At 64.1% G+C, this 22,557-nt stretch carries 23 protein-coding genes and 1 tRNA gene; 9 read left to right on the plus strand and 15 right to left on the minus strand.

The window, feature by feature from the left end; all coding sequences use genetic code 11:
- Nucleotides 1–70: 70 nt before the first annotated feature.
- Complete coding sequence (gene hrcA, locus C8N35_RS05720; protein ID WP_107988588.1) at nt 71–1,162, plus strand: heat-inducible transcriptional repressor HrcA; 1,092 nt, start codon at nt 71–73, stop codon at nt 1,160–1,162.
- Between the two features lie 8 nt (nt 1,163–1,170).
- Nucleotides 1,171–1,947: a HesA/MoeB/ThiF family protein gene (locus tag C8N35_RS05725; RefSeq protein ID WP_107988589.1), complete on the plus strand. Its 777-nt coding sequence runs from the start codon at nt 1,171–1,173 to the stop codon at nt 1,945–1,947.
- A gap of 241 nt (nt 1,948–2,188) precedes the next feature.
- Here C8N35_RS05725 and secB read toward each other — a convergent pair whose 3' ends face one another.
- Nucleotides 2,189–2,668 (minus strand): protein-export chaperone SecB, encoded by a 480-nt coding sequence (gene secB, locus C8N35_RS05730; RefSeq protein WP_107988590.1) that lies wholly within the window; start codon nt 2,666–2,668, stop codon nt 2,189–2,191.
- A gap of 254 nt (nt 2,669–2,922) precedes the next feature.
- Between secB and C8N35_RS05735 the strand changes: the two genes are divergently transcribed.
- Together C8N35_RS05735 and C8N35_RS05740 are read left to right on the plus strand one after the other, a co-directional pair.
- Nucleotides 2,923–4,269, plus strand: a complete 1,347-nt coding sequence (locus tag C8N35_RS05735; RefSeq protein ID WP_107988591.1) for an ActS/PrrB/RegB family redox-sensitive histidine kinase — start codon at nt 2,923–2,925, stop codon at nt 4,267–4,269.
- A gap of 135 nt (nt 4,270–4,404) precedes the next feature.
- A complete protein-coding gene (locus tag C8N35_RS05740; protein WP_107988592.1) occupies nt 4,405–4,971 on the plus strand; it encodes an ActR/PrrA/RegA family redox response regulator transcription factor in 567 nt (188 codons plus the stop codon).
- Nucleotides 4,972–5,242: 271 nt separating this feature from the next.
- Here C8N35_RS05740 and C8N35_RS05745 read toward each other — a convergent pair whose 3' ends face one another.
- Nucleotides 5,243–5,683: a DUF1284 domain-containing protein gene (locus C8N35_RS05745; protein ID WP_107988593.1), complete on the minus strand. Its 441-nt coding sequence runs from the start codon at nt 5,681–5,683 to the stop codon at nt 5,243–5,245.
- 176 nt (nt 5,684–5,859) lie between these two features.
- Nucleotides 5,860–6,363, minus strand: coding sequence for an MmcB family DNA repair protein (locus C8N35_RS05750; RefSeq protein ID WP_107989109.1), 504 nt, complete (start codon nt 6,361–6,363; stop codon nt 5,860–5,862).
- Nucleotides 6,364–6,835: 472 nt separating this feature from the next.
- Between C8N35_RS05750 and C8N35_RS05755 the strand changes: the two genes are divergently transcribed.
- From C8N35_RS05755 to C8N35_RS05765, 3 genes are all read left to right on the plus strand, one after another.
- Nucleotides 6,836–8,095, plus strand: coding sequence for a PAS domain-containing protein (locus tag C8N35_RS05755; RefSeq protein ID WP_170122027.1), 1,260 nt, complete (start codon nt 6,836–6,838; stop codon nt 8,093–8,095).
- A gap of 504 nt (nt 8,096–8,599) precedes the next feature.
- Nucleotides 8,600–8,676 (plus strand) — tRNA-Arg (locus tag C8N35_RS05760).
- Nucleotides 8,677–8,769: 93 nt separating this feature from the next.
- Complete coding sequence (locus C8N35_RS05765; RefSeq protein ID WP_107988595.1) at nt 8,770–8,997, plus strand: hypothetical protein; 228 nt, start codon at nt 8,770–8,772, stop codon at nt 8,995–8,997.
- Between the two features lie 34 nt (nt 8,998–9,031).
- Here C8N35_RS05765 and C8N35_RS23830 read toward each other — a convergent pair whose 3' ends face one another.
- The 3 genes from C8N35_RS23830 to C8N35_RS05780 all read right to left on the minus strand — a co-directional run bounded on the left by C8N35_RS23830 (nt 9,032) and on the right by C8N35_RS05780 (nt 11,705).
- Complete coding sequence (locus C8N35_RS23830) at nt 9,032–9,256, minus strand: hypothetical protein (RefSeq protein WP_107988596.1); 225 nt, start codon at nt 9,254–9,256, stop codon at nt 9,032–9,034.
- Between the two features lie 262 nt (nt 9,257–9,518).
- A complete protein-coding gene (locus C8N35_RS05775; RefSeq protein WP_210203393.1) occupies nt 9,519–10,610 on the minus strand; it encodes a zinc-binding dehydrogenase in 1,092 nt (363 codons plus the stop codon).
- Between the two features lie 12 nt (nt 10,611–10,622).
- Nucleotides 10,623–11,705, minus strand: a complete 1,083-nt coding sequence (locus C8N35_RS05780; protein ID WP_107988597.1) for an aldo/keto reductase — start codon at nt 11,703–11,705, stop codon at nt 10,623–10,625.
- 95 nt (nt 11,706–11,800) lie between these two features.
- Here C8N35_RS05780 and C8N35_RS05785 point away from each other — a divergent pair, with 95 nt between their 5' ends.
- The gene (locus C8N35_RS05785) at nt 11,801–12,745 is read left to right on the plus strand and encodes an AraC family transcriptional regulator (RefSeq protein WP_107988598.1); all 945 of its coding nucleotides are present in this window, start codon (nt 11,801–11,803) and stop codon (nt 12,743–12,745) included.
- On the opposite strand, the gene C8N35_RS05790 is transcribed toward C8N35_RS05785, so the two are convergent.
- From C8N35_RS05790 to C8N35_RS05805, 4 genes are all read right to left on the minus strand, one after another.
- The gene (locus tag C8N35_RS05790) at nt 12,736–13,563 is read right to left on the minus strand and encodes an oxidoreductase (RefSeq protein ID WP_107988599.1); all 828 of its coding nucleotides are present in this window, start codon (nt 13,561–13,563) and stop codon (nt 12,736–12,738) included. The two genes, C8N35_RS05785 and C8N35_RS05790, sit on opposite strands and share 10 nt — an antisense overlap.
- Nucleotides 13,564–13,585: 22 nt before the next feature.
- Nucleotides 13,586–14,617: an SDR family oxidoreductase gene (locus C8N35_RS05795; RefSeq protein ID WP_107989111.1), complete on the minus strand. Its 1,032-nt coding sequence runs from the start codon at nt 14,615–14,617 to the stop codon at nt 13,586–13,588.
- A gap of 11 nt (nt 14,618–14,628) precedes the next feature.
- Complete coding sequence (locus tag C8N35_RS05800; RefSeq protein WP_245926668.1) at nt 14,629–15,642, minus strand: aldo/keto reductase; 1,014 nt, start codon at nt 15,640–15,642, stop codon at nt 14,629–14,631.
- Nucleotides 15,643–15,712: 70 nt separating this feature from the next.
- Entirely contained in the window at nt 15,713–16,708 is a 996-nt protein-coding gene (locus C8N35_RS05805; protein WP_107988601.1) for an aldo/keto reductase, read from the minus strand.
- Nucleotides 16,709–16,890: 182 nt separating this feature from the next.
- Between C8N35_RS05805 and C8N35_RS05810 the strand changes: the two genes are divergently transcribed.
- A complete protein-coding gene (locus C8N35_RS05810; RefSeq protein ID WP_210203440.1) occupies nt 16,891–17,898 on the plus strand; it encodes an AraC family transcriptional regulator in 1,008 nt (335 codons plus the stop codon).
- A 247-nt stretch (nt 17,899–18,145) separates the two neighbouring features.
- Here the strand turns inward: C8N35_RS05810 and C8N35_RS05815 are convergent, their stop codons facing one another.
- From C8N35_RS05815 to trbL, 5 genes are read right to left on the minus strand one after another with little or no spacing between them, the layout of a single operon-like run.
- Nucleotides 18,146–18,367 carry a DUF2274 domain-containing protein gene (locus C8N35_RS05815; RefSeq protein ID WP_107988603.1) on the minus strand — a complete coding sequence of 74 codons (222 nt, stop codon included), beginning with the start codon at nt 18,365–18,367 and terminating at the stop codon, nt 18,146–18,148.
- A gap of 2 nt (nt 18,368–18,369) precedes the next feature.
- Nucleotides 18,370–19,539 (minus strand): TraB/TrbI/VirB10 family type IV secretion system protein, encoded by a 1,170-nt coding sequence (locus C8N35_RS05820; protein ID WP_107988604.1) that lies wholly within the window; start codon nt 19,537–19,539, stop codon nt 18,370–18,372.
- Complete coding sequence (trbG, locus tag C8N35_RS05825) at nt 19,536–20,513, minus strand: P-type conjugative transfer protein TrbG (RefSeq protein ID WP_107988605.1); 978 nt, start codon at nt 20,511–20,513, stop codon at nt 19,536–19,538. Before trbG ends, C8N35_RS05820 begins: the two co-directional genes overlap by 4 nt.
- Nucleotides 20,510–21,199 (minus strand): conjugal transfer protein TrbF, encoded by a 690-nt coding sequence (gene trbF / locus C8N35_RS05830; RefSeq protein ID WP_107988606.1) that lies wholly within the window; start codon nt 21,197–21,199, stop codon nt 20,510–20,512. Before trbF ends, trbG begins: the two co-directional genes overlap by 4 nt.
- Nucleotides 21,199–22,551 carry a P-type conjugative transfer protein TrbL gene (gene trbL / locus C8N35_RS05835; RefSeq protein WP_107988607.1) on the minus strand — a complete coding sequence of 451 codons (1,353 nt, stop codon included), beginning with the start codon at nt 22,549–22,551 and terminating at the stop codon, nt 21,199–21,201. The genes trbF and trbL overlap by 1 nt, the downstream gene beginning before the upstream one ends.
- Nucleotides 22,552–22,557 lie beyond the last annotated feature (6 nt).

Genomic DNA, 22,557 nt, shown 5'->3' on the forward strand with positions numbered 1-22,557 from the left:
TTGGGACTAAATATCGTCAATCCGGCGCCGAAGCGGTTTGACCGGAACGATTGGAAGTTGAGAGAAGCGAATGCGGGATTTGAGCAAGCCAGCCGTGTCGATCGAAACCCCCGGCGGGGGCCTGCGCGACCTCGACGACCGGTCGCGCGAGATCTTTCGCTCCATCGTGGAAACCTATCTGGAAACCGGCGAGCCGGTAGGCTCGCGCAACATCTCGCGCATCCTGCCGATCAGCCTGTCGGCGGCCTCCGTGCGCAACGTGATGTCGGATCTGGAACATCTCGGCCTGCTGTTTTCACCCCACACCTCCGCCGGCCGTCTGCCGACGGACCTGGGCTTGCGCTTCTTCGTCGATGCGCTGCTGGAGATCGGCGACGTCACCCGTGACGAACGTGAGGCGATCGAGGCCCGCGTCAAGGCGTCGGGCGACATGCGCGGCGTGGAGCAGGTGCTGACCGAGGCGAGCCAGATGCTGTCCGGCCTGTCGCACGGAGCCGGCGTGGTGCTGACCCACAAGTCCGACACCCGCATGAAGCACATCGAGTTCGTGCGCCTGGAGCCTTCGAAATCGCTCGTGGTGCTGGTCGCGGAAGACGGGACGGTGGAAAACCGTGTCATCGATCTGCCCGACGGCCTGCCGGCCTCCGCGCTCGTCGAAGCGTCCAATTATCTCAACGCCCATATTCGCGGCCGCACGCTTTCCGAGGCGCGGTCGGCGCTGGAAGCACTGCAGGACCAGCGACAGGCCGAGATCGACGAACTGACCCGCCGGCTGGTCGATACGGGACTTGCGACCTGGGCAGGCAACGAAACCGGGCGCCACGACACGCTGATCGTGCGCGGACGCTCCAACCTGCTCGATGCCGCAACGGTAGAAGACATGGAGCGGATACGGCTGCTTTTCGATGATCTTGAAAGCAAGCGCGAACTGATCCAGCTTCTGGGCGCGGCAGAGCGCGGCGACGGGGTTCGCATCTTCATCGGTTCGGAGAACAAGCTGTTCTCGCTTTCCGGTTCCTCGCTGATCGTCTCGCCTTACCGCGACAAGGAACAGCGCATCGTCGGCGTTCTGGGGGTCATCGGCCCGACGCGGGTCAACTATGCGCGCGTCATTCCGATGGTCGACTACACCGCCAGGGTCGTCAGCCGTCTGCTGGGTTAGGAATTCTCATGGCACTCTCCCCAGAAGAACTGGAGCGCTACGCGCGGCATATCGTCCTGCGCGATGTCGGCGGTCCGGGCCAGCAGAAGTTGCAGGCGGCGCGCGTGCTGATCATCGGCGCGGGCGGTCTCGGGGCTCCCATGATCCAGTATCTGGCAGCCGCCGGGGTCGGCACGATCGGTGTGGTCGATGACGACATCGTCTCGCTGTCGAACCTGCAACGCCAGATCATTCACGACACGGACGCCGTGGGGCTGCCGAAAGTGGAGAGCGCGAAGGCGGCGGTTGCCCGCCTCAATCCGCATGTAACCGTCGAGACGCACTGCACGCGCATCAATGCGGAAAACGCGCAAGCGCTGATTTCGGCCTATGACATCGTCGCCGACGGGTCGGACAATTTCGCCACGCGCTATTGCGTATCGGATAACTGCTTTTATGCGAAACGGCCGCTGGTGACGGCCGCGATCGGCCAGTTCGACGGATCGCTGACCACGCTGAAGCCCTATCTAAGCGCAGCCGATGGCAAGCCGAACCCGACCTATCGCTGCCTGTTTCCCGACCAGCCGCCGGAAGGATTACTGCCAACCTGCGCGGTCGCCGGTGTGCTCGGCGCGCTTCCGGGCATCGTCGGCACCATGCAAGCGATGGAGGTGATCAAGGAGATCACCGGGCTCGGCGAGGATCTCGTCGGCCGGCTGATCCTGTTTGACGCCCGCTCCATGCGCATGGAGACGATCCGCTACGCCTGGTCGCCCCGAAACCCGCTGAACGGGAAGGCAGCGTAGGGTCAGGGGACGGACGCGAGTTTCAAGGAGCAGCTTTGCCGCGCTGATATCCGGCTTCCGGATCTGCGGTCGGCTATCGCCTCCCTTGTCCGCAATGAGGGAGTGTGGGGCGAGGTTCCGGCCCCTCCCCTTGCTCCTCATTCCGGGCGGTCTACGGCGAAGCCGCAGCACCAGACCCTGAAGCCAGCGCAACACATGCGGCGAAGCCGCTCCATTTTCCCTTGGCCCTTATCGTCTGCCGTCAGTTCAGCGGCTGGGTGTTGCCCTGGGACATGTTCTGACGATAGAGCGCGGCGAAATCGATCGGGTCGATCATCAGCGGCGGGAAACCGCCGTTGCGGGTGCAATCGGAGATGATCTGGCGCGCGAAGGGGAAGAGCATGCGCGGGCACTCGATCAGCACGAACGGGTGCATGTGCTCTTCGGGAATGCCCTGGATGCGGAAGATGCCGCAATAGACCAATTCCACCGCGAACATCGCCGTGCCGTTGGATACGGCCTTCGCCTCCAGCGACAGCGTCACCTCGAACTGGTTGTCGTCGTGCTTCGTCGCGTTGACATTGACGTTGATGTCCAGCTTCGGCTGCTGTTCGTTCGGACGCAGCGTTGCCGGCGCGTTCGGGTTCTCGAACGAGAGGTCCTTGATGTACTGGACGAGGATGTTCATGGCAGGCTGCTGTTGCTGCTGCGTGCCGGCAGCGGGCTCGTTCGTATCGCTCATCGAGTGTCGTTTTCCGTGTGTCGGTCCTAATGGCGGGCCACAAAACGGGCCGGCCTCGATGCGGCTGGCTAGCATGACGGGGCAGGGCGAGACAAGCGAAGAGGCGCCATGGGACGGCCGATTCCGCCCGCTCGCGGCAAAATTGCCGTTACGACACATCACAATTAGCGGATTACAATGGCTTGGCGGCAGCGGTATGGCGGTCTATTCAAAGGGCGTAAGGATCTTTTGAGCGATGCGAAAAGTGGAGCGACATGCTCGGCGCTGTTCCTGACCGCAATGATTTCGGTGAAAGGCTCCTGAAGCTCGACACGCTTGTCAGGCTCAGGTGGCTTGCTGTCGCCGGCCAGACGGCGGCTGTCCTCGTCGTCAATTACGGCTTCGGCTTCGAGGTGCCGCTGGGCTTCGTCTTCGCGCTGATCGCGTTGTCGGCCTGGCTCAACCTGTTCCTGAAGCTCGTGCGGGCAAAGGTGCAGCGCCTGCCGCAGCGCTGGGCCGCAGTCCTGCTTGGCTATGACATCCTGCAGCTGTCCGGGCTGCTGTTTCTGACCGGCGGGCTCGGCAACCCCTTTGCCGTGCTGCTCCTGGTTCCGGTCACCGTTTCCGCCGCCGCCCTGCCGCCGCGCGACACCATCGCGCTTGGCGGCATCGTCATCTGCACTGCCAGCCTGCTCGCGTTTTTCCAGCTTCCGCTACCCTGGTACGACGGCGAGGTCTTCACCCTACCGGGCACGTACCAGTTCGGCGTCTGGACAGCGCTGGTGGCCACCCTCGCCTTTATCGCCTTCTACACCTTTCAGGTCGCAGCCGAGGCTCGCCAGCTTTCCCAGGCGCTGGCCGCCACGGAGCTGACGCTGGAACGCGAACAGCACCTGCATTCGCTCGACGGGCTCGCTGCAGCAGCAGCGCACGAGCTCGGCACACCGCTTGCCACGATCGTGCTGACCGCCAAGGAGCTGGAAACGGATCTTCCCGAAGGTTCGCCCCAGCGTGAAGACGTTTCGCTGATCCGCACGCAGGGCGACCGCTGCCGCGAGATCCTGCGCAAGCTCACCTCGCTTTCCTCCGACCAGTCGTTCCTGAGCCTGCGTCTGTCGCATCTGGTGGAAGAGGTGGCGGAGCCGCACCGCGAATTCGGCGTGACGGTCACCATCATCAAGGAAAGCACCGCCGGCGAGCCGACAGTACGGCGCAACGCCGCGATCCTTTACGGGCTCGGCAACCTCTTGGAAAACGCCGTCGATTTCGCCACAAGCGCGGTCAGCGTCCGGCTGAACTGGAACGACGCGAGCGTATCGGTCACCATCGCGGACGACGGACCAGGCTTTGCCGACGACGTGATCGACCGCATCGGCGAACCTTATGTCACGACGCGTGCGCGCACCGGAGCCCGACCGACGGAGGTCGCGGCGCAGGCGAATGCCGGTGGGCTGGGACTTGGCTTCTTCATCGCCAAGACGCTGCTGGAGCGCACCGGAGCCCGGCTTTCGCTGCGCAACAGCCTGGAGGGCGGCGCCGTGGTGCAGATCGTTTGGCCACGCATCGCGCTGGAGAGTGCAGAGGATTCCGCAGCCGCGATGGAAGAGGCGGGATACGCCTAGGCGCAACGCCGCGAGGAGGCGGCGATAACGGGAGAACTTGGGTGGGGAGAGCGCGATTTGCCCAAGGGCGTCTGCTCTCCTATAAACGGGGTCGAAAAGGGGGCGGCTCTGCCCCCTGGAATGCAGGAAGTACAGATGACAGACGAAGTGCCGAGTGAGCCGCTGGAAGGCGATTTTGCGGGTGCTCGCCTGCTGATCGTCGACGATGACAAGCCGTTTCTGCAGCGGCTGGCACGGGCGATGGAAAAGCGCGGCTTCGCCACCGACATTGCGGACAGTGTGGAAGAGGCGAGAGCCAAGATCGCCGCACAGCCTCCCGCTTTCGCCGTGGTCGATATGCGGCTTGGCGACGGAAACGGACTGGACGTGATCAGCGCCTTGCACGAGCACAATCCCGAGGCGCGCGCGATCATCCTCACCGGATACGGCAATATCGCGACGGCAGTGACCGCCGTGAAGCTCGGAGCCATCGACTATCTGTCGAAGCCCGCGGATGCCGACGACATCTTCGCCGCGCTCACCCGCAAGCTTGACGAGATGGCGCCCCCGCCGGAAAATCCGATGTCTGCCGACCGTGTCCGCTGGGAGCATATCCAGCGCGTCTACGAGCTCTGCGACCGCAATGTGTCGGAAACCGCGCGGCGGCTCAACATGCACCGCCGCACGCTGCAGCGTATCCTCGCCAAGCGCGCCCCGCGCTAGGAACGCCAGCACATCCGGCGCCGGACCCGAGGCAAGATCCGGTCAGATCAGGTCGCTCTGACCGCAAAGGACCTGCTTCGGGCGAGGACGCCGGCGCGATTTCCTGCCACCCGGGCAGGATCGCGCAGGATAAGATACATGCAGTGCCGCCCCGCAGGGACGGCCTCACGGATTTTGTTCGTTCCGTTCACCGCGCCTCGGACCGCCCACCAAAAGGCGGGAACGAGGTCAGCGCGCGGAAAATACGGACGACGAACGTGCTTTTGCACCGTCAGACGGCGGGTTCGGGCGGCAACAGACGAACACCGGGGTATTCCGCCCTGGCGACACGCGTGCACAGACGCGACCAGGGGCACTCGTGGCACGCCCCGCGGATGGTTTCTTGCGCGAAGGCATCGCGCAACAGCGCCACCGACCGCGCCGTCAACTCGAACTCCGCGCCCTCTGCAATCTCATGACCTAGGAGAGCCCCGACATCGGCCGCCGCGCGCCGGTCGCGTGCCCTCACGCGCTCCGTGAAACAGTGCGGATCCTTGTCGTTCGCGATCAACGCCTGGCAGATCGCATCCGCGCCGCTCACGACCCGAATGCTCTCACCGGCGTTCAACCGCTCAACGATACCGTCGTAAGCACGCGCGAAGGCGGGGTTGTAGCCGTTTCCCACATAGGTCAGCAGACAAAGGAAGTGGTGGCCACGAAGCTCGATCGTCATTGTGAAAATCCAGTCGGAACGTCGCCCGTTTGCGGATCTGGAAAGCCCGCGGAAAGCGACAGGGGGTCGCGCGGACGATAGCCATCGGCGTCCCGATTGCAACGGGTGCGGACCTTCACGCTCCCTGTACCATCATTAGAGGCGGCCTGGCCGGGACAAGTCAGGTGCGCGCGCCGTCAAAGGCCGAAACCGCTGCCAGCCTCTCCACGGCCCATCGCCGGGTCCATCAGATTGTGAAGACGGTTGGCGGCGCACTGGGCGAACCTGAGGGTCATCGCCTTGCGCCGCGCCGCGGCCAGCGGATGATCGGGGGCGGGGCGCAGTACGTCGGCACCGAAGCCGTCCGACATCATCAGCCCTGCCTCTTCGGGAAAGATCTCGGCCGGCACGTCGGGATGGGTTGCAAAGAAGAACCGGTCACACCAGGCCCGGTAGTCCGGCCATTTGGAATCGGCACGGAAGTCGGCGACCGACGACTTCACCTCCACGATCCATATCTCGCCCTTTGCGCCGACGGAAACGAGATCCGCGCGCCGGCCCGTGGGCAACGTGAACTCCGCCACACAGGCGGCACCAGAGCGCCGCAGAAGCCTTGATACTCCGCGCCAGACCAACAGTGCGGTTTCCGACTGGCGACCATCTATCAGTCCAGCAGCGATGGATTGCTCGAAGACGTTCATGAACCACCGGTTTCTTGCGTGGACCTCATTGTTCTTGCTATGTTCGTCGAAATCAAGGGCTTCGGTCGGTTTCGAGGTCAACCGGCCTTTCGAAGGCCTCGCCCGTTTCGCCGCGCCGGACCACACTCTGTGACAAAAAATGCAGTGCGACAGGAGAGGAGCCCTTTCGCAACCGCGTGGGACTGTCGTTACAGCCTCTCCGCGGTGTGCGACAAGAAGGCTTCCTTAATCTTTTGGCTTGGTACGCGACCCTGCGTACAGTTCTCGGTATGTTACGAATTATCCTGTTCTTACATGTACTTGATCATCTTGTTGAAATTGAGAATGCGACAAATGAGAGCTTCGGGACGAACGAAATGTTAACGCATGCACGGTTACATGGGCGTCTGGTGACGGACACATGACCGGGCAGCGCGTTACTGGGAATGCGGCCCCGGTGCTACAGGCGGACACGGGGTACGGCAAGGGGCACATGGCCGAAGCAACTCAGCGCAAGGCGAAACCGATGACGACCGCGTCGGATACGCAGTCTCAGGCGACCCGGAAGATGCCGCCCGCGAATTCGGACATCACGGGCACGCCGGAATTTGACGGCCTGCTGTCGCTCTTGCGCGTTGCCACGTGGCTCTACGATCCCCACAAGAACATGATCACCTGGCAGCGCATCTTCGCGGAGACGCCAGGCGAAACCCGCGCGCAAATTACCGAGCGCCTCGGCGACGTGGTGGCTCGCTACAGCGAGGAAGACCGCCCGAACCTGCTGCGGCACTACGAATCGGCCCTGCGCGATGGCCACCATGGTCCGGTAAGGTTCACGGTGATGAACCGCGCCGGCATCCCGACCCATATCGAAAGTGCTGCGATCCGTTCGGAAACAAAGTCCGGCGTGCCGGTGGTGCGCGGCATTTTCCGCAATTGCGAGGAGGATGTGGGGCGGGAGGTGGCGCTACAGGATGCGCTGACCTTGCTGAGCCGGCTAACGTCGATGTCGCCATCCGCGATCATGCTGCTCGACGAGAACGGACTGATCCGGTCCGCCAATCCCCAATTCCTGAGCACCTTTCACATTACCGACGAGCGAATGGTGGTGGCACGCCATATCCGTGCCTCCGGCAACGTGCTCGGCAAGGGCTTCGTGGCCACGATCGTCTCCCTTATGGAGAACGCCAAGGACCTTGTGAACGCGCAACAGCGCTTTCAACTGGCCGACAACTCGATGGTGACGCTCACCTTCCGCTGCCAGCGGTTCGGGGTCAACGCGAATGGCAAGGGGTTGCTGTTTGCCGGAGAAATCACCGACCCGGACGCCATCAACATGGGGGCGGTGTTCGACCGCCTTCCGACGCCGGCCATAGCGGTTACCCTGCATGACAACATGATCGCGGCTGCGAACACAGCAGCGCTGCGCACCTTCGGCCTGAGACGGGAGCATGTGGGTAACGACACGATCACGCAGATCCTGATGCGCGGCAACGATATCGATCAGATCCGCCAGCACATCGCCGCGGATGGCGGCGAGGCGGGTTTCGTGTGTCCGGTACGCAGTCTTCTGGGAGGCGCGCTGAATTACCGGGTCAAGGCGAGCGAGTTTTCCGATGATGGGCGTTCGTTCCTGATCCTGGAATTCCACGAGACGAAGGCCGGCGCGACGCCCCGCGAAAAGACCGCCCAGCACGGCGCGCGCCAGAAAAAGGGCCTGCTGAGCCGTGTCGTGGATCATCTCGACTTCTGAAGCAAGCCGCGTTGTCGGAACGCGCAACGGCAAGGGCAAAGGCGAGATCGCCCTGCGCATTTTCCACGGCTTCCGCTCGCCTCACAAACGCTCCGCGACCTCTTTGCCACGCGGGTTGGGGTGGTTGAACACCATTGCCCCGTCCGTCCGTCCGCGTTCCGCGCGCCACCCTCTTGTGCGTGACTTCGGGAGCGGATCGGCGATGGTGACATGATCCGCAACACCTCGCCTCCGGCATCCGGTGATGAGGTCTCGATCGAAGTTGTTCTATCCGGTTGCCTGCCGCGAGCGATTGAGCTATGCAACGCACATTGACCGGCACAAGTTGCACCCGTAGCTCAGCTGGATAGAGCGCTGCCCTCCGAAGGCTGATGTCAAGGGGTTGGCAGAATATGAGGAGACCAAAAGAGGTAGTAGGAACAAGGATTTGCGAGGCCCTCGTTCTGATCTTTCAACTCGCGAAAAGTTCACGTAAGCACTGCGTAAGCAGTTGCGACACGGCAAGCACCCGTAGCTCAGCTGGATAGAGCGTCGCCCTCCGAAGGCGAAGGCCACAGGTTCGAATCCTGTCGGGTGCACCATTTCCCAATGAAATCCCATGATTGAGCCGCCACAGTTGTCGCATCAGCGTTCGACAATGCCCGAAAACATCTGGGATCGGGACTTGGCACCAATTGGCGGACTGGCTCGGCGAATTTCTCGGCATGGCGCATCATTTTGCTTCGGAGAACGCAGCGTCGATCGATCGCCGACTGGCAGGGCTGGATGCGCCTGAAGGTGTAGCCAGGTTCAAATCAGGAGGGCGCATCCATCACAACTTGCTGCCGGCCAATCCTCTTCACCTCTCGATGCTTCGGATGGAAACAGCGCTCCTCGACCAGCTATTTCGCACGGCAGCGTAGGAAGCGGACCCAATCCAGATACGTTTCACGCGCGTTAACTTGTGCTTCTATCAGTGTGCGTCACTTTTTTGGCGCGATAGCCGCCGACCAAAAACTCGGCTGCTGGCAGGCAAAGGGTCGGTTCCCTCGCTGAGGATCGCGAGATAGCCTCGCAGTTGAAAGCTTGCCCCCGCCCCGCCCGGGTGATCTCTTCAACGATGCTCATCTTCTCCAAGTCGGCCATGGCCAGCGTGGATTGCGTCCCCTCGATCTGGGACAAACGCACCACCTCCTTACGCTTCTACATATAGGGGAAGAGTTTTAGTATCAGTTCGGGCAGGAGAACGCTCAATCAAAGGAGACTTAGGAGCTCGTTTCCTTCTTGATCTGCCGCTTTGACGTACCCGATTTGGGGCCGACTGCTGACGGGCCGCTTCCGCGAGACTTCGCTTGATTGGCGGCCTTTCGGGCGTCTCGGATGCTTCCGATCCTACCAGGCCATATCCGTTCGTCCGATCGTCCGTGTATCCGGAATATATCCGTCACCCAGGCCTGCCGCGCACGACCACACAACGCATGTTTCCGGCGATGCGTGCTGCAGCCATGGCCTCGGCGAGCGCCTCCAGCGGGAATGAACGCGGTCGAATGACGGACAGGTCCAGCAGTCCGGCGCGGGCGAGCGCGAATATGTCGGCAAGTGCGGTGCGGGGATACATGAAGTTGCCGATGATCTCCAACCCCATGCCCATGACCTCAAGGTAATTGATCGGCAGGGGCACGGTCATCGAGCCCATCAGCACCAGCCGCCCGTTGCGCGACAGGCATCCGAGCGCCGCAAGCGTGGCGGACGCGCTGCCGGCCTGGCCGACCATGTCGAAGGCCAGTGCAACGGGACCGCCGGCGGCATCGCGCAATGCCGACGCGTCGGCCTTCACGTCGCCGCTGAGCACCACCGTGCGCAGTCGCGGACCCGCGACATCCGCAAGCGCGGCCAGCGCGGACGCATTGCGGCCGGCAGCGACAACCCGCCCGGCACCCATTGCCAGCGCGACCAGTACCGCCGCGCTGCCATAAGCGCCTGTGGCTCCGGAGATCACGACCGTTTCTCCCGCCGCAAGCCTTCCGCGCCTGAGCCCGCCATAGGGCACAGCGAAGCGCGCAGCAGAGGCCAAGATGTCGGCCTGCACGAAATCGAGCTCTTCCGCCACCGTTACCGCCGAGACCGGCCACAGCGCGTATTCGGCCAGCGTGCCGTCCGGCCAGTCGGCCTGCATCGCCGTACTCGACCCACCGAACGAGGTGATGCCGAGCAAGGCCTGCGCGGGATCGGCGACGTTCTCGCCAGCGGTAAAATGCGAAGACAGCACCACGCGCTGGCCGGGCTTCAGGTGCCAGACGTCGCGCCCGACGGCGGCCACCCGCCCGACGGCGTTGCTGCCCGGCGTGAAGGGACGATCCGGCGCAATATAGGTGGGGAGCTTACCCTCCACATAATCCTGCAGGTAGGAAGGGAGGATGACCGCCTCGATCTCGATCAGGGCGCTGCCGGCGCGCGGCTCGGGAATGGGGCGTTCGACGAGTTCGAGTTTTCCGCCCAGCCTGTCGAGCTGCCAGGCGCGCATCGTCTTGGGCATGACCTGCCCTCCCTACTCGGCACGTAGCGGCGATTCGCCGCCGACCCAACTCGGTCCGGCGACCGGATGGCCCTTCGGGAACCGGCTCGCCGCGTTGTAGGTCAAGACCCAGTTCGGATAACGCGGCGCCTCGGCACTGACCGCATCGAGCGCGGCGAGATCCTCTTCCTCGAGCGCGACGTCGACTGCGCCGATATTGTCGGTCAGCTGATCGACCCGCTTGGCGCCGACGATGACGCTGTCGACCACCGGCCGCGACAACAGCCAGGCCAGCGCCACCTGCGCGGGCGTGGCATCGTGCTTGCCGGCGACCTCGCGAAGCACGTCGATGATGTCGAACACCCGGTCCTCGTCGACCGGCGGGAACTGATTGGCCGCGCCGCGACGGCCGCGGCGGGAATCGGCAGCAGCGCCCTCGCGGGTCACCTTGCCCGAGAGCAGGCCGCCCGCCAGCGGGCTCCAGCACAGCATGCCGACCCCTTGGTCGCTCATCGCCGGCGCCAGTTCGTCCTCGACGCCGCGGCCGGCGAGCGAATAATAGGCCTGCACGGACACGAAGCGGGCAAGCCCCTCCTGCGCGGAGGCGCCCAGCGCCTTCATCATCTGCCAGGCCGCCAGGTTGGAGGCACCGATATAGCGCACCTTGCCCTGCCGCACCGCGTCGTCGAGCGCGCCGAGCGTTTCCTCGATGGGCGTCAGCGGGTCCCAGCGGTGGATCTGGTAGAGGTCGATATAGTCGGTCTTCAGCCGCTTGAGGCTACCCTCCAGCGCATCCATGATGTGGATGCGCGACAGGCCGACATCGTTCGGACCGGCGCCAACGCGCGCATTGGCCTTGGTCGCCAGAACGACGTCCTTCCGCCGCGCGCCGAGCAGATCGCCCAGCAATTCTTCGGACTGGCCGCCGCTATAGACATCGGCGGTGTCGATGAAGTTGATTCCGGCATTGAGCGCCGAGCCCAAAATCTCGCCGGCCGCCATGCGGTCGAGACCGCCGATGCCGCCGGTTCCCTCCAGCGTGCCGCCGAAGGTCATGGTCCCGAGGCAGAGCCGCGAGACGAACGTGCCGGTGTGGCCGAGTTGCGTATAGTGCATGGTCGAAACTCCTGTACTTGACAGTTTCGATATAAGGGTGCTCGCTTGGACGAACGACCTCGCTCCGTCCGCCATTCGTATCCAAAAGTCCAGAAATGCGCGATCCGCTCTCAGACATCCTTTTGGCGATGCGCGTTTCCGGCGCAACGCCGGTGCGCTTCGAAAGCCGGGGCGGCTATGCCATGCGCTTTCCGGCCTTCAGGCACCTCAAGTTCGGCGCCCTGCTGTCGGGAAGCATGGAGTTGCGCCCTTCGAATGGGCCGGCCCTGCATCTGCAGGCGGGTGACTGCTACCTGCTGACCGACGGCGCGCCCTATGCCTCGCGGACGGGCGATCATCCGGAGATCGATGGCGAAGCCTATTTCGCCACCCATCGCGACCCCGACGGCGTGGTGCGGTTCGGTGAGGGTGCGCCGGACAAGATTGTTATCGGAGGGCGTTTCACCTTCGAGGAAACCGGTGCTGAATGGATGCGCCTTGCATTGCCGCCCGCCATTCGCATTCCCGCCGGCTCTCCAGTCGCGGCCCCCTTGCGGACCACGCTGTCGCTTCTGGGGCAAGAGGTGGGCGCCAATGCCGCCGGAGAAGACCTGATCGTCGCACGGCTCGCCGACATATTGCTGGTGCAGGCGCTACGCGCCTATCTGGCCATGACCGGGGATGAGACGCCTAGCTGGCTCGCGGGGCTTGCCGATCCGCGTCTCGGGCGCGCCTTGCGCGCGTTTCACGCCGAAATCGCCGGAGACTGGAGCGTCGGCCGCCTCGCCGCCGAAGCGGGCATGTCGCGCTCGTCCTTTGCCGACATCTTCCGGCGGCGGACCGGGCTGACGCCGATGGACTATGTCGCGCGCTGGCGCCTGTTCCGCATCCGTGCCGAGGTCATGCAGACCGACCGGCCGATCGCGGTCATCGCCGAGGACAATGGCTGGCGCTCGCGCACCTCCTGCAGCCGGGCGTTCAGGGAGCTCTTTGGAGTTTCGCCACGTGAGGCCAAGGCCGGTGCGGCGGTCTTCCTCGCCGCGGAACGACATCAGGCATAGTCGGTCGAAACACTGAGCTCTTTCCATCTCTCCAGTTCGTCGCTCCGTGTGCGCTCGGCCTGCGCAATCGCGGCGACCGCATCCTTGCCGAGCGGCAGACGTAGGGGCGGATCATCCGACGCCACGGCCCTGAGAACGGCCTCCGCTCCCTTGCGGGGATCTCCCGGCTGCTTGCCATCATAGTCGCGCTGCATTCGCGCCGTTGCGCCGACGACCGCGTCATACTCCGGCCGTCCGGCATCGATGGTGGTCGAGGATCCGGCAAAATCGGTCCGAAACCCGCCCGGCTCCACGATGGTGACGCGGACACCGATCAGGCTCATTTCCCGGGCGAGCGATTCCGAAAATCCCTCGACACCCCATTTGGCCGCCGAATAGGCCGCCCGTCCCGGCGCGCCGAGTCGCCCGCCGACCGAGGAAAACTGGACAATATGGCCGTTGCGCTGCTCGCGCATGTGCGGGATGGCCGCCTTGGTCATGATGATGGTGCCGAACAGGTTGGCTTCGATCTGGCGGCGAAAGCTGTCCAGTGAGGTATCCTCGACCGAGCCGACATCACCGTAGCCCGCGTTGTTGACCAGCACGTCGAGCCGCCCGAACGCCGATACGGCAAGCTGCACAGCATTCTCCGCCGCGGCCGGATCGGTGACGTCGAGCGCCGCCGTTCGCACGCGAGCGCCATGATCGCGCATCAGATCGGTAAGTTGGTCGGGATTGCGCGCGGTCGCGACGAGGTTGTCGCCGGACGCGAGGATGGCGTCGCACAAGGCCCTGCCAAAGCCGCGTGACGCGCCGGTTACCAGCCAGGTCCGTGTTATGTGATGCTCTCGTTTTGCTCAATCAATTTTCGACCAGCCCCAGCCGGACCAAGCTCTCGGCGGTGGCGACAATGGCCTCTTCGGGGGAGCGCGGTTGCCAGCCGAGCAGGCGCTGAGCCTTTTCGCCCGAGGCGTTCATGTTGTAGCCGAGCATCGGCACGATCCCCTTCAATGCCGGGTTCCGGCGCGCGGCCAGGCGCACCATCCAGTTGGGCAGCACCCGCGTCGGCACCTTGCTCGCGGCATGGCCCATCCGCTGCCGCAACACCCGTGCGACCTCGACCATCCACAGGCTGTCGCCTGATGTGGCCAGAAAGCGTTCGCCACTGGCGACGGGTTCGGTCATGGCGCGCAGATGCAAATCGGCCACGTCGCGCACATCGACGAAGCAGGAATTGATCTTCGGGCATCCGCGCTGCCCGTCCATCAGGTTCTTGATCAGGCGGATGGAGTGCGAATAATCAGGGCCAAGCGCCGGGCCGAGAACGGCGACCGGATTGATCGCGGAGAGTTCAAGCCCCCGTCCTTCGCTCGCCACGAAATCCCACGCCGCACGTTCGGACAACGTCTTCGACTTCTGGTACGGCGCGACATTGCCGGTCAGGTCGCTCCAGTCCGTCTCCTTGAAGGGCCGATGATAGCCCGGCTTGTGTCCGACGCCGATCGCTCCGAAAGCCGACGTCAGCACGACGCGCTTGACGCCAGCGTTCCGGGCCGCGCGCAGGACCCGCAAATTGCCGTCGACGGCGGGCCTGATCCAGTCCTCCTCGCGGGTCCGATCGCCCGATGGCGTCGGCGATGCGCCATGCATCACATAGGCACAGCCTGCGGCAGCCTCGTCCCAGCCGTCATCGCCGGTGAGATCGGCAACCACGAAAGTCAGGCGTTCGCCCGGTTCGGCGCCGCCTGTCCTGAGGTTGCCACGCACCTCCGCTTCGCGCCCCAGCGAGCGCACTGTTGTGCGTACGGCGTAGCCGGCAGTTAGCAGCGCCATGATGCAGTACTGGGCGATGAACCCGGTTCCGCCGGTGACGAGTACCTGCTTGTCGTTCATGTCGTTTCCCATCAGCTCCTGTCCGAGGGGCGGCCCATGTCGCGACTGCCCTTCACGCGATCGGCGAGGCTCCCCAGTTCCGTCAGGTCGGCATCCGAAAGCAGCAGTTGCGCGCCGCCAACATTCTCATCGAGCCGCGATGGCTTGCGCGTACCCGGGATCGGCACGACGGCGAGCCCGAACACCTTGGAACGGCTGTGCAGCCACGCCAGCGCGATCTGCGCCGCAGTCGCATCATATCGGGCGGCAATCGCCTTGATCGCGTCGATCAGCCGGGCATTGTCGTCCTCGACAAATCGGTCATACAGCTTGCGCACGTCCTTTTCATCGAAGCTGCCGGGGTCGACACGGCCGGTGAGCTGACCGCGACCGAGCGGCGAATAAGGCACGAAGCCCACCCCAAGTTCGGCGGCGGTGGGAACGATGCTGTCCTCGACATGCCGCGAAAACAGCGACCATTCGGTCTGCAATGCCGCGATCGGATGGACCGCATGGGCCTCGCGCAATTCATCCGCCGAAACTTCGGACAGGCCGAGGAAGCGCGCCTTGCCCTGCTTCACGAGATCGGCCATGGCACCGACAGACTCCGCCAGCGGCACTGCCGGATTACGGCGGTGCATGTAATAAAGATCGATCACCTCAATCCCCAGCCTGCGCAGAGATCCATCGACCGCCTGCCGGATATATTCAGGACTGTTCTCGATCCTGACCTGATCGATCGCCGGGCCGAAACGGTTGATCCCGAACTTGGTGGCTATTGTCACATGATCGCGGTTCGCTCGGATGAATGGCGCGATGAATTGCTCGTTCCTGCCTTCGCCGTAGATGTCGGCGGTGTCGAACAAGGTAACGCCGCGCTCCAGCGCCCGGTCCAGAGTTGCGAGCGCCTGTGCGCTGTCAGTCGGGCCGTAATAATCGGTCGCCATGGCCATACAGCCGAGGCCCTGAAGGCCGACGGTCGGTCCTTGCTGGCCCAGTTTCGTCGTGGGCAGCCCCGTCGTGGGCAGCGTTGTCATCTTACTCATGACTCATCACTTTTTGGAAAGGTGCGTGTTTTTGGAAAGGCGCGCGGCGGGTTTGTTGCCATGGAAGCGTTCAACGATCGATCGTTGCCATGACAAAGTCGGGATAGCGATTGCCGGCAACCGTGCCCGCCACCAGCGCATCGTCGAGCGCGCGCATGTCATCGGCGGTGAGGCGGATTGCATCGGCAGCCAGATTGTCCTCGAGGTGCGTTCGCCGCTTCGTGCCCGGGATCGGGACGATATGGTCGCCCTTGTGCAGCAGCCATGCGAGCGCGATCTGCCCCGGCTTCACGCTCTTGGCCTCGGCCATGTCAAACACGACCTGGGCTGCCTTCACATTGGCGTCGTAGTTTTCGCCCTGATAGCGCGGGTCGATGCGGCGGGTGTCGCCCTCGGGATAGTCCTCGGCACGCTTGACGCCGCCGGCGAGGAAGCCGCGTCCGAGCGGACAGAACGGCACAAGACCGATGCCAAGCTCCTTTAAAACCGGCATGACGTCCGGCTCCAGATTGCGCTCCCAGAGCGAATATTCACTTTGCAGCGCGGACACCGGATGCACGGCATGCGCGCGGCGCAGATTGGCGGTGCCGATTTCGGAAAAGCCGAGGTAACGCACCTTGCCTTCGCGCACGAGGTCGCCGACCACACCGGCGAACTCCTCGATCGGCACCTTGCGGTCAAGGCGGTGCTGGTAGAGCAGATCGATATGGTCGGTCTGCAGCCGCTGGAGGCAGCCTTCCACCGCGATACGGACCGCTTCTGGCCGACTGTCGGTTTCGGCGCCGACCTGGCGGCCGTTCTCGAAGCGGAAGCCCACCTTGGTGGCGAGGATCACGCTGTCGCGCCGGTCCTTGAATGCCCGGCCGAGCAGTTCCTCGTTCGTATAGGGACCGTAGCCCTCGGCGGTGTCGAAGAAATTGCATCCCAGTTCCACGGCGCGGTGCAGCGTCGCAATCGACTCCGCCTCGTCCGCCGGGCCATAGGACTGGCTCATGCCCATGCAACCGAGGCCGATCGCGCCGACTTCCAGTCCCTGAGTGCCGAGTTTCCGTCTGCTCAATGTCATAGGATCGCTTCCCGCTGATCTGCTTTCGGTAAATGCCCTGTGATGGATGCTCAGCGAGGCTCGACAATGCGGTGCGGCCACGCGTCGCCGCCGGATCACACAGTTTATTGCACTAAACCTACGTCGCAGGCGTCGGACTGTGAATGCTTGATAATCCGCATGACTTGCGCGATAGTGCGAAAATGAGTGCTGATCCTTTCGCCGATATCCTGAAGTTCGCGAATGCCGAATCCCTTGTGACGGGCGGCTTCACGGCCGGCGGCCCCTGGGCGATCCGCTTCCCGGCACCGGACAAGATCAAGTTCTTCGCGGTCGTGAAGGGACATTGCTGGGTCAGCATCGAGGGTGAAGCGGAGCCCGTTCATTTCGAAACCGGAGACGTGGGGCTTCTGACGGTGCGACGGTCTTTCGTTCTGGCAAGTGCTCCAGATGTCGAGCCGATCGATGCTATGGAACTGTTCTCAGGAGCTGGCCGGTCGACAACACAACTCGGCGATGGCCAAGACTTTGCGCATATCGGCGGTCACGTGCTGCTCGATCCGATCAGTGGGCGGCTTCTGACTGATGTCTTGCCGGCGTGGATTCATGTGCCGGCCGCATCTCCGCAAGCGACCGCGTTTCGTTGGCTTCTCGGCCAGCTTGTCGATGAGCGAGATGCCAACCTGCCCGGCGCGCAGCTCGCATCGGCGCAACTCGCCCAACTGCTTTTCATCCAGATTTTGCGTGCCCACCTGCAAACGTCCGATCTCATGCTAGCCGGGTGGCTGCGGGCCCTGGCCGACCCACGTATCGCGCCGGCGCTGCGCCTGATGCATGGCGAGCCTGGTCGCTCTTGGCACCTGGACGACCTGGCCAAGGCGTGCGCCATGTCCCGAACAAGCTTTGCCTACCACTTCCGGGCAAGGGCGGGGGTCCCGCCGCTGACCTACCTCGCCGAGTGGCGCATGCGGCTTGCGGAACGCGCGTTGCGGGAGGAGGAAACCCCCGTGGCGGCGATAGCCAGATCGCTTGGGTATACGTCCGAAAGCGCGTTCAGCAATGCCTTCAAGCGCATGACGGGCAACTCCCCGCAAAAATTCCGAAATGCTTCTCAAAAAGGGCCCCGGGAAAACCCATCATTCAGGTCGCAAGATACCTACGCGATGCGGACGGCCTCTTCTCCAGCGAACGATTTAGTCGAGGGCGCATAGCCAAAAGGCAGCTGCGCGCCATGTAGTGTTGCGTTCTGTGGAGCGTAGTGCTTTCGCAGACTAAATTGCAGCCTTCGGCTGCTATGGGATAGTCTAACGTTGGATTTAGTTGCGGGGACCAGCACCCATCTTCACTTGTTGTTCCGTAGTGCAGCATAGTGCCTCACCGACAACCGTCCTAACTATCCCGACGGCGTGAAGGCATGGATCCGCTCTGTGACGCGACAGGGAACCGCGAGCTTTCCCCTCACTTGCCTTCCCTCCGCGCTTTGTTGAATGCGCGATCGGTTGCGATGAAACGCTCCAGCATTGGCACGATCAGACGCACAGGATCGGCTGCTGACTGACCCGCCTCTCGGCAGAGGACCTCGGCGTAAGCGACAAGGTCCCTATGCAGGCTGGCAGGGAGTTCCAAAGTCACCTTTACCGGTTTGTCGTCAGGCAATGAGTCCAGCTTGAGCTTCACCATTGTCAGCCTCCATAGGGTTCGAGAACGAGGTCGCGGGTGACAATGACACGCACCGGGAAACCCGGCCGGATGGTGAGCGTCGGCGCGACCTGCAACTGACGCTGAACAATCTGCTGGCCGGCATCGTTGATCGTGTCCTGTGCGCCATTGCGGATCGCCTGGATCAGGCGCTCGTCATCATCCATCGTCAGCTCGGCGCCAACCGAGAGCAGCGTGGAAAGCCCCGCGGCCTTGGCAAGATCCCACCAGTGGTAGTCGATACCGTCCTCGAGCCCGGCATAGCCCTGTGTGTCGGCACCCGGCTGGCGTTCGAGAACGATGGAACGGCCGTTGGGGAAGATCAGCCGGTTCCAAACCAGTAGCACACGCCGATCGCCGAAACCGACATCATTGCTGTATTCGCCGATGATGCGCGTACCCTGCGGAACCAGGAGCGTGTTTCCCGTTGGACTGTCGTAGATATGCTGGGTGACCTGTGCCGTGATCTGGCCAGGGAGATCGGAGCGAATGCCAGTGATGAGCGCGGCCGGAATGACGGACCCGGCCTGCAGCACGTAGGGCGATGCCGGCGCCATCACACGGTCGGGCGCCACGGTGCGCCGGTCCACGGGACCGTTGAGGAAGGCGAGATCGCTGTTCTGTGCCGCGCCCGGTTGGTTGCCGAGATTCAGCCCGGCGATCGATGGTGTCGATGTCTCTCGCGCCGCGCCCGGCGCGGTCTGGAAGAAGACCCGACTGGTGCGCGCGGCCTCTTCCTCGGCCAGGCGCCGCTGCTCCTCAGGATCGACGGCCGGCGCATTGATGGCCGGCGGCGTGACTGGTTGGCCGCGTGCCTGAGCGTCGAGGATCGGACGGCCGAGATCGCCGGGCAGTGGTGGACCGAGCACCGGACCGGTGTAGTCGCTGGGCAACTCATTCAATCCATCCGCGGTGTTGCGGTTCTCGGTCGAGTAAAGCTCGTCGCTGCCCGCGCCATTTTCGGGCGTCTGGAGCGCATAGATCAAAGCAGCACTGACACCGAGGGCGGCGACGAGACCGAGGCCGGCCAGGACACGCCGCGAAAGCCGAGTCACGCGCGGCGGATTTCCCCGCAACCGCATTGGTTCGGCGGTATCGTCCGGCGTCGCTTCGAGTGGGACGCCATCTTCCCTGTTGCCGTCGACATCGCTCATGATCCTGGCCTCCCGTCGGCTCGCACGATCCTGACGATCTGCTGGCGGTCGCCACTGCCGAGGCGCAGCTCAGCGGCCGCGAAGATGCGGTCTACGATCAGGATGTTGCGGTAGATGCGGCTGTTGACGATTTCCGGCTCGCCATCCGAGCCGAGCACGAAGAGCGGCGGCATCTCGCCCTGCACGATCCCGGCGGGGAAGACGATGTAAACACGCCTGCCGTCGTCGAAGGCCGAGACCGGTCGCCAGGGCGGGCTGTCGCCTTGCAGCCCGTAGCGGTAATGACGCGCGGCGGCCGCCGGGATCGCCGGTGTGGACGGCGCCGCGCGCTGCGATGCGGGCGGCTGCGGATAGGCCCAGGCGACGGCGGGCATATAGGTATCGTCGCGAGACCGCAGTTCGATCATGTAGGTCCGGCGATCGGTGGTGATCACCAGGTTGGTCATGATGTCGGGGCGTGTCGGTTTGACAAGGATGTGGACACGCCGGGTTGTCCCGGAGCCGCTTTCGGTGTCCCCGATGATCCAGCGGGCGGTGTCGCCGGCCGCGATCGGACCCGCACCGGTCAGCGCCTCACCGGGCTCAAGCGCTATATTGGTGATCTGCCCGGGCGCGGCATAGACCTGATAGAGGGCGCCTTCGCTCCAAGGATAGATCTGGATCGCGTTGTAATAGCCTTCCCGACGGGGTTCGATGCGCGCGGCCGCATTGGCATTCTCGACCTGGCCGGTCGGCGTGGACGCATCCGAACCACCTCGCGCGACGGTCCAGGCGGGAGGCGAGTGAAGAGGACGCGGCCGTTCGTCGGTCGCGGGTCGCTCGACCGTTGGCAGCGGCGGCACGCTGTTATCGAAGCTAATTTCCGGCGGGCGGTAGGTGGCGCATCCGGCGAGCGCCGACGCGGAAAGCAGCGCAAGCGTCAATGCGGATTTACGGAAAACCGGAAGTACGGGTTTGCGGACGATCGTATTCACTGACCCATCTCCCGCGACCAGTTGATGGCGTTGACGTAGATGCCGAGCGGATTGGCGCGCAGCCTCTCGGCGTCGCGCGGTGGCTGGATGACAATGGTCAGGATCGCCGTCCATCGCTCGGTGGTGGAGAGCTGGCCGTTCTCGTAATGCCGCTCGGTCCAGGCGACGCGGAAAGAGTTCGGCGAGGCCCGGATGACGCTGGAGACCTCGACCGCTATCTGGCTCCGCCCGACTTTCGTGAAGGGATCGTTGGCGCGCGCATAGTCGTTGAGCGCGAGCGCCCCGCGATCGGTGGTGAACTCGTAGGCGCGCAGCCAGTTCTGACGCACGATAATTGCGTCGGCGGGAATCGCACGCACCTGCTCGATAAAGCGCGCCAGATGAAAGGCGATCTGCGGGTCGCTGGGCTCGAATTCCGCTGCCGCGGGACCGACCGCGTGCGCCTCGCCGAGATTATCGACTTCGACGACCCAGGGCACGACCGAGCCGGTCGTGGATTGCCAGACCAGCGCGCCCGCGAAGCCGCCGGAGAGGATCAGGCAGCCGAAGGCCATCAGCCGCCAGTTGCGGGCCTGGACCCGGGCTGAACCGATGCGCTCGTCCCAGACCTGGGCCGCGCGCTGATAGGGTGTCTCCGGCTCAGGGGACTTGCCGTAATGGGTGGCGGATCGTTTGAAGAAGTTCATCAGCGGTTCCCTTCGGAGAGATTAACGGCACTGGCGCCGCCATGGCTGTCGCCGGACCGCACGGCGTGCGCGGCGGCCTGGACACCGTGGGAGAGCCGTTGCGAGCGCTTCATGCGCTTGGCCCAATCCGGCGGACCGTCAGGGGCGGAGGAAGACGGGGAAGCGGTGGCGCCTGAACTGCTGGTGGCATCGCCCAGGGTCCCGCCGGTTGTCTCGAAGGCCGCTCGGGCACCGGATTGAAAACTCTGTTTCATGCTGCCTGCAGCTCTGGCGCCGGCGTGCCGCAACGGAGAGGTGGCCGCGCGTGCGCCGGTGCTCGCGACCGCGCCAAGACCGGAAGCAACGCCGGCAGCGCCGGATTGTCCGGCCGATCCGAGGCTATAGGCGGTTGCCGCCCCACCAGCGGCAGCGGCGCCGCCGCGCGCGGCGGCCGCTGTGCCGGAGAGCGCCATGCCGCCGCCTCTGGCGGCGAGACCCGCCGCGCCCGCGCCTGCAAGGGCAGCGCCGCCCACGGCAAGGCCGGTCCCGACGGCTGCACCCGCGCCAAGCTGCGGGCCGCCCGAGACGATGCCGTTGGCGATGCCCGGTCCAAATATGCCGAGGCCAAGCAGCGACAGCGCCGCGAGCACCACGGCCATAGCCTCGTCGATTGTCGGCGTGAGGCCGCCAAAACCGGCGGTGAATTGCGAGAACAGGGTCGAGCCGATACCGATGATGACGGCCAGCACCAGCACCTTGATGCCGGAGGAGATGACGTTGCCGAGCACCCGCTCGGCCATGAAGGCGGTCTTGCCGAAGAGGCCGAAGGGAATGAGGACGAAGCCGGCAAGTGTCGTCAGCTTGAACTCGATCAGGGTGATGAAAAGCTGGATGGACAGGATGAAGAAGGCGAGCAGGACGAGCGCCCAGGCAAAGAGCAGGCACGCGATTTGGATGAAGTTCTCGAAGAAGGCGACCCAGCCCATCAGGTCGGAAATGGATTCGAGCAGCGGCCGCGCCGCATCGAGCCCGGTCTGGGCGACACGGCCCGGCCGCATCAGATCGGCTGCGGTGAAGCCGGTGCCGGACGCCATCAGGCCGAGGCCGGCGAAGCTCTCGAAGACGATACGGGCGAGATTGTTCCAATTGCCGATGATATAGGCGAAGACACCGACGAACAGGGTCTTCCTGACGAGCCGCGCGATGATGTCGTCGTCGGCGCCCCAGGACCAGAACAGCGCCGCGATCGTGACGTCGATGACGATCAGCGTCGTGGCGATGAAGGCCACCTCACCCCCGAGCAGGCCGAAGCCGCTATCGATATAGCTGGTGAAGACCCCCAGGAAATTGTCGATGACGCCGGTGCCGCCCATGGGTCG

This window comes from Breoghania corrubedonensis (assembly GCF_003053845.1).
Classification (GTDB): domain Bacteria; phylum Pseudomonadota; class Alphaproteobacteria; order Rhizobiales; family Stappiaceae; genus Breoghania; species Breoghania corrubedonensis.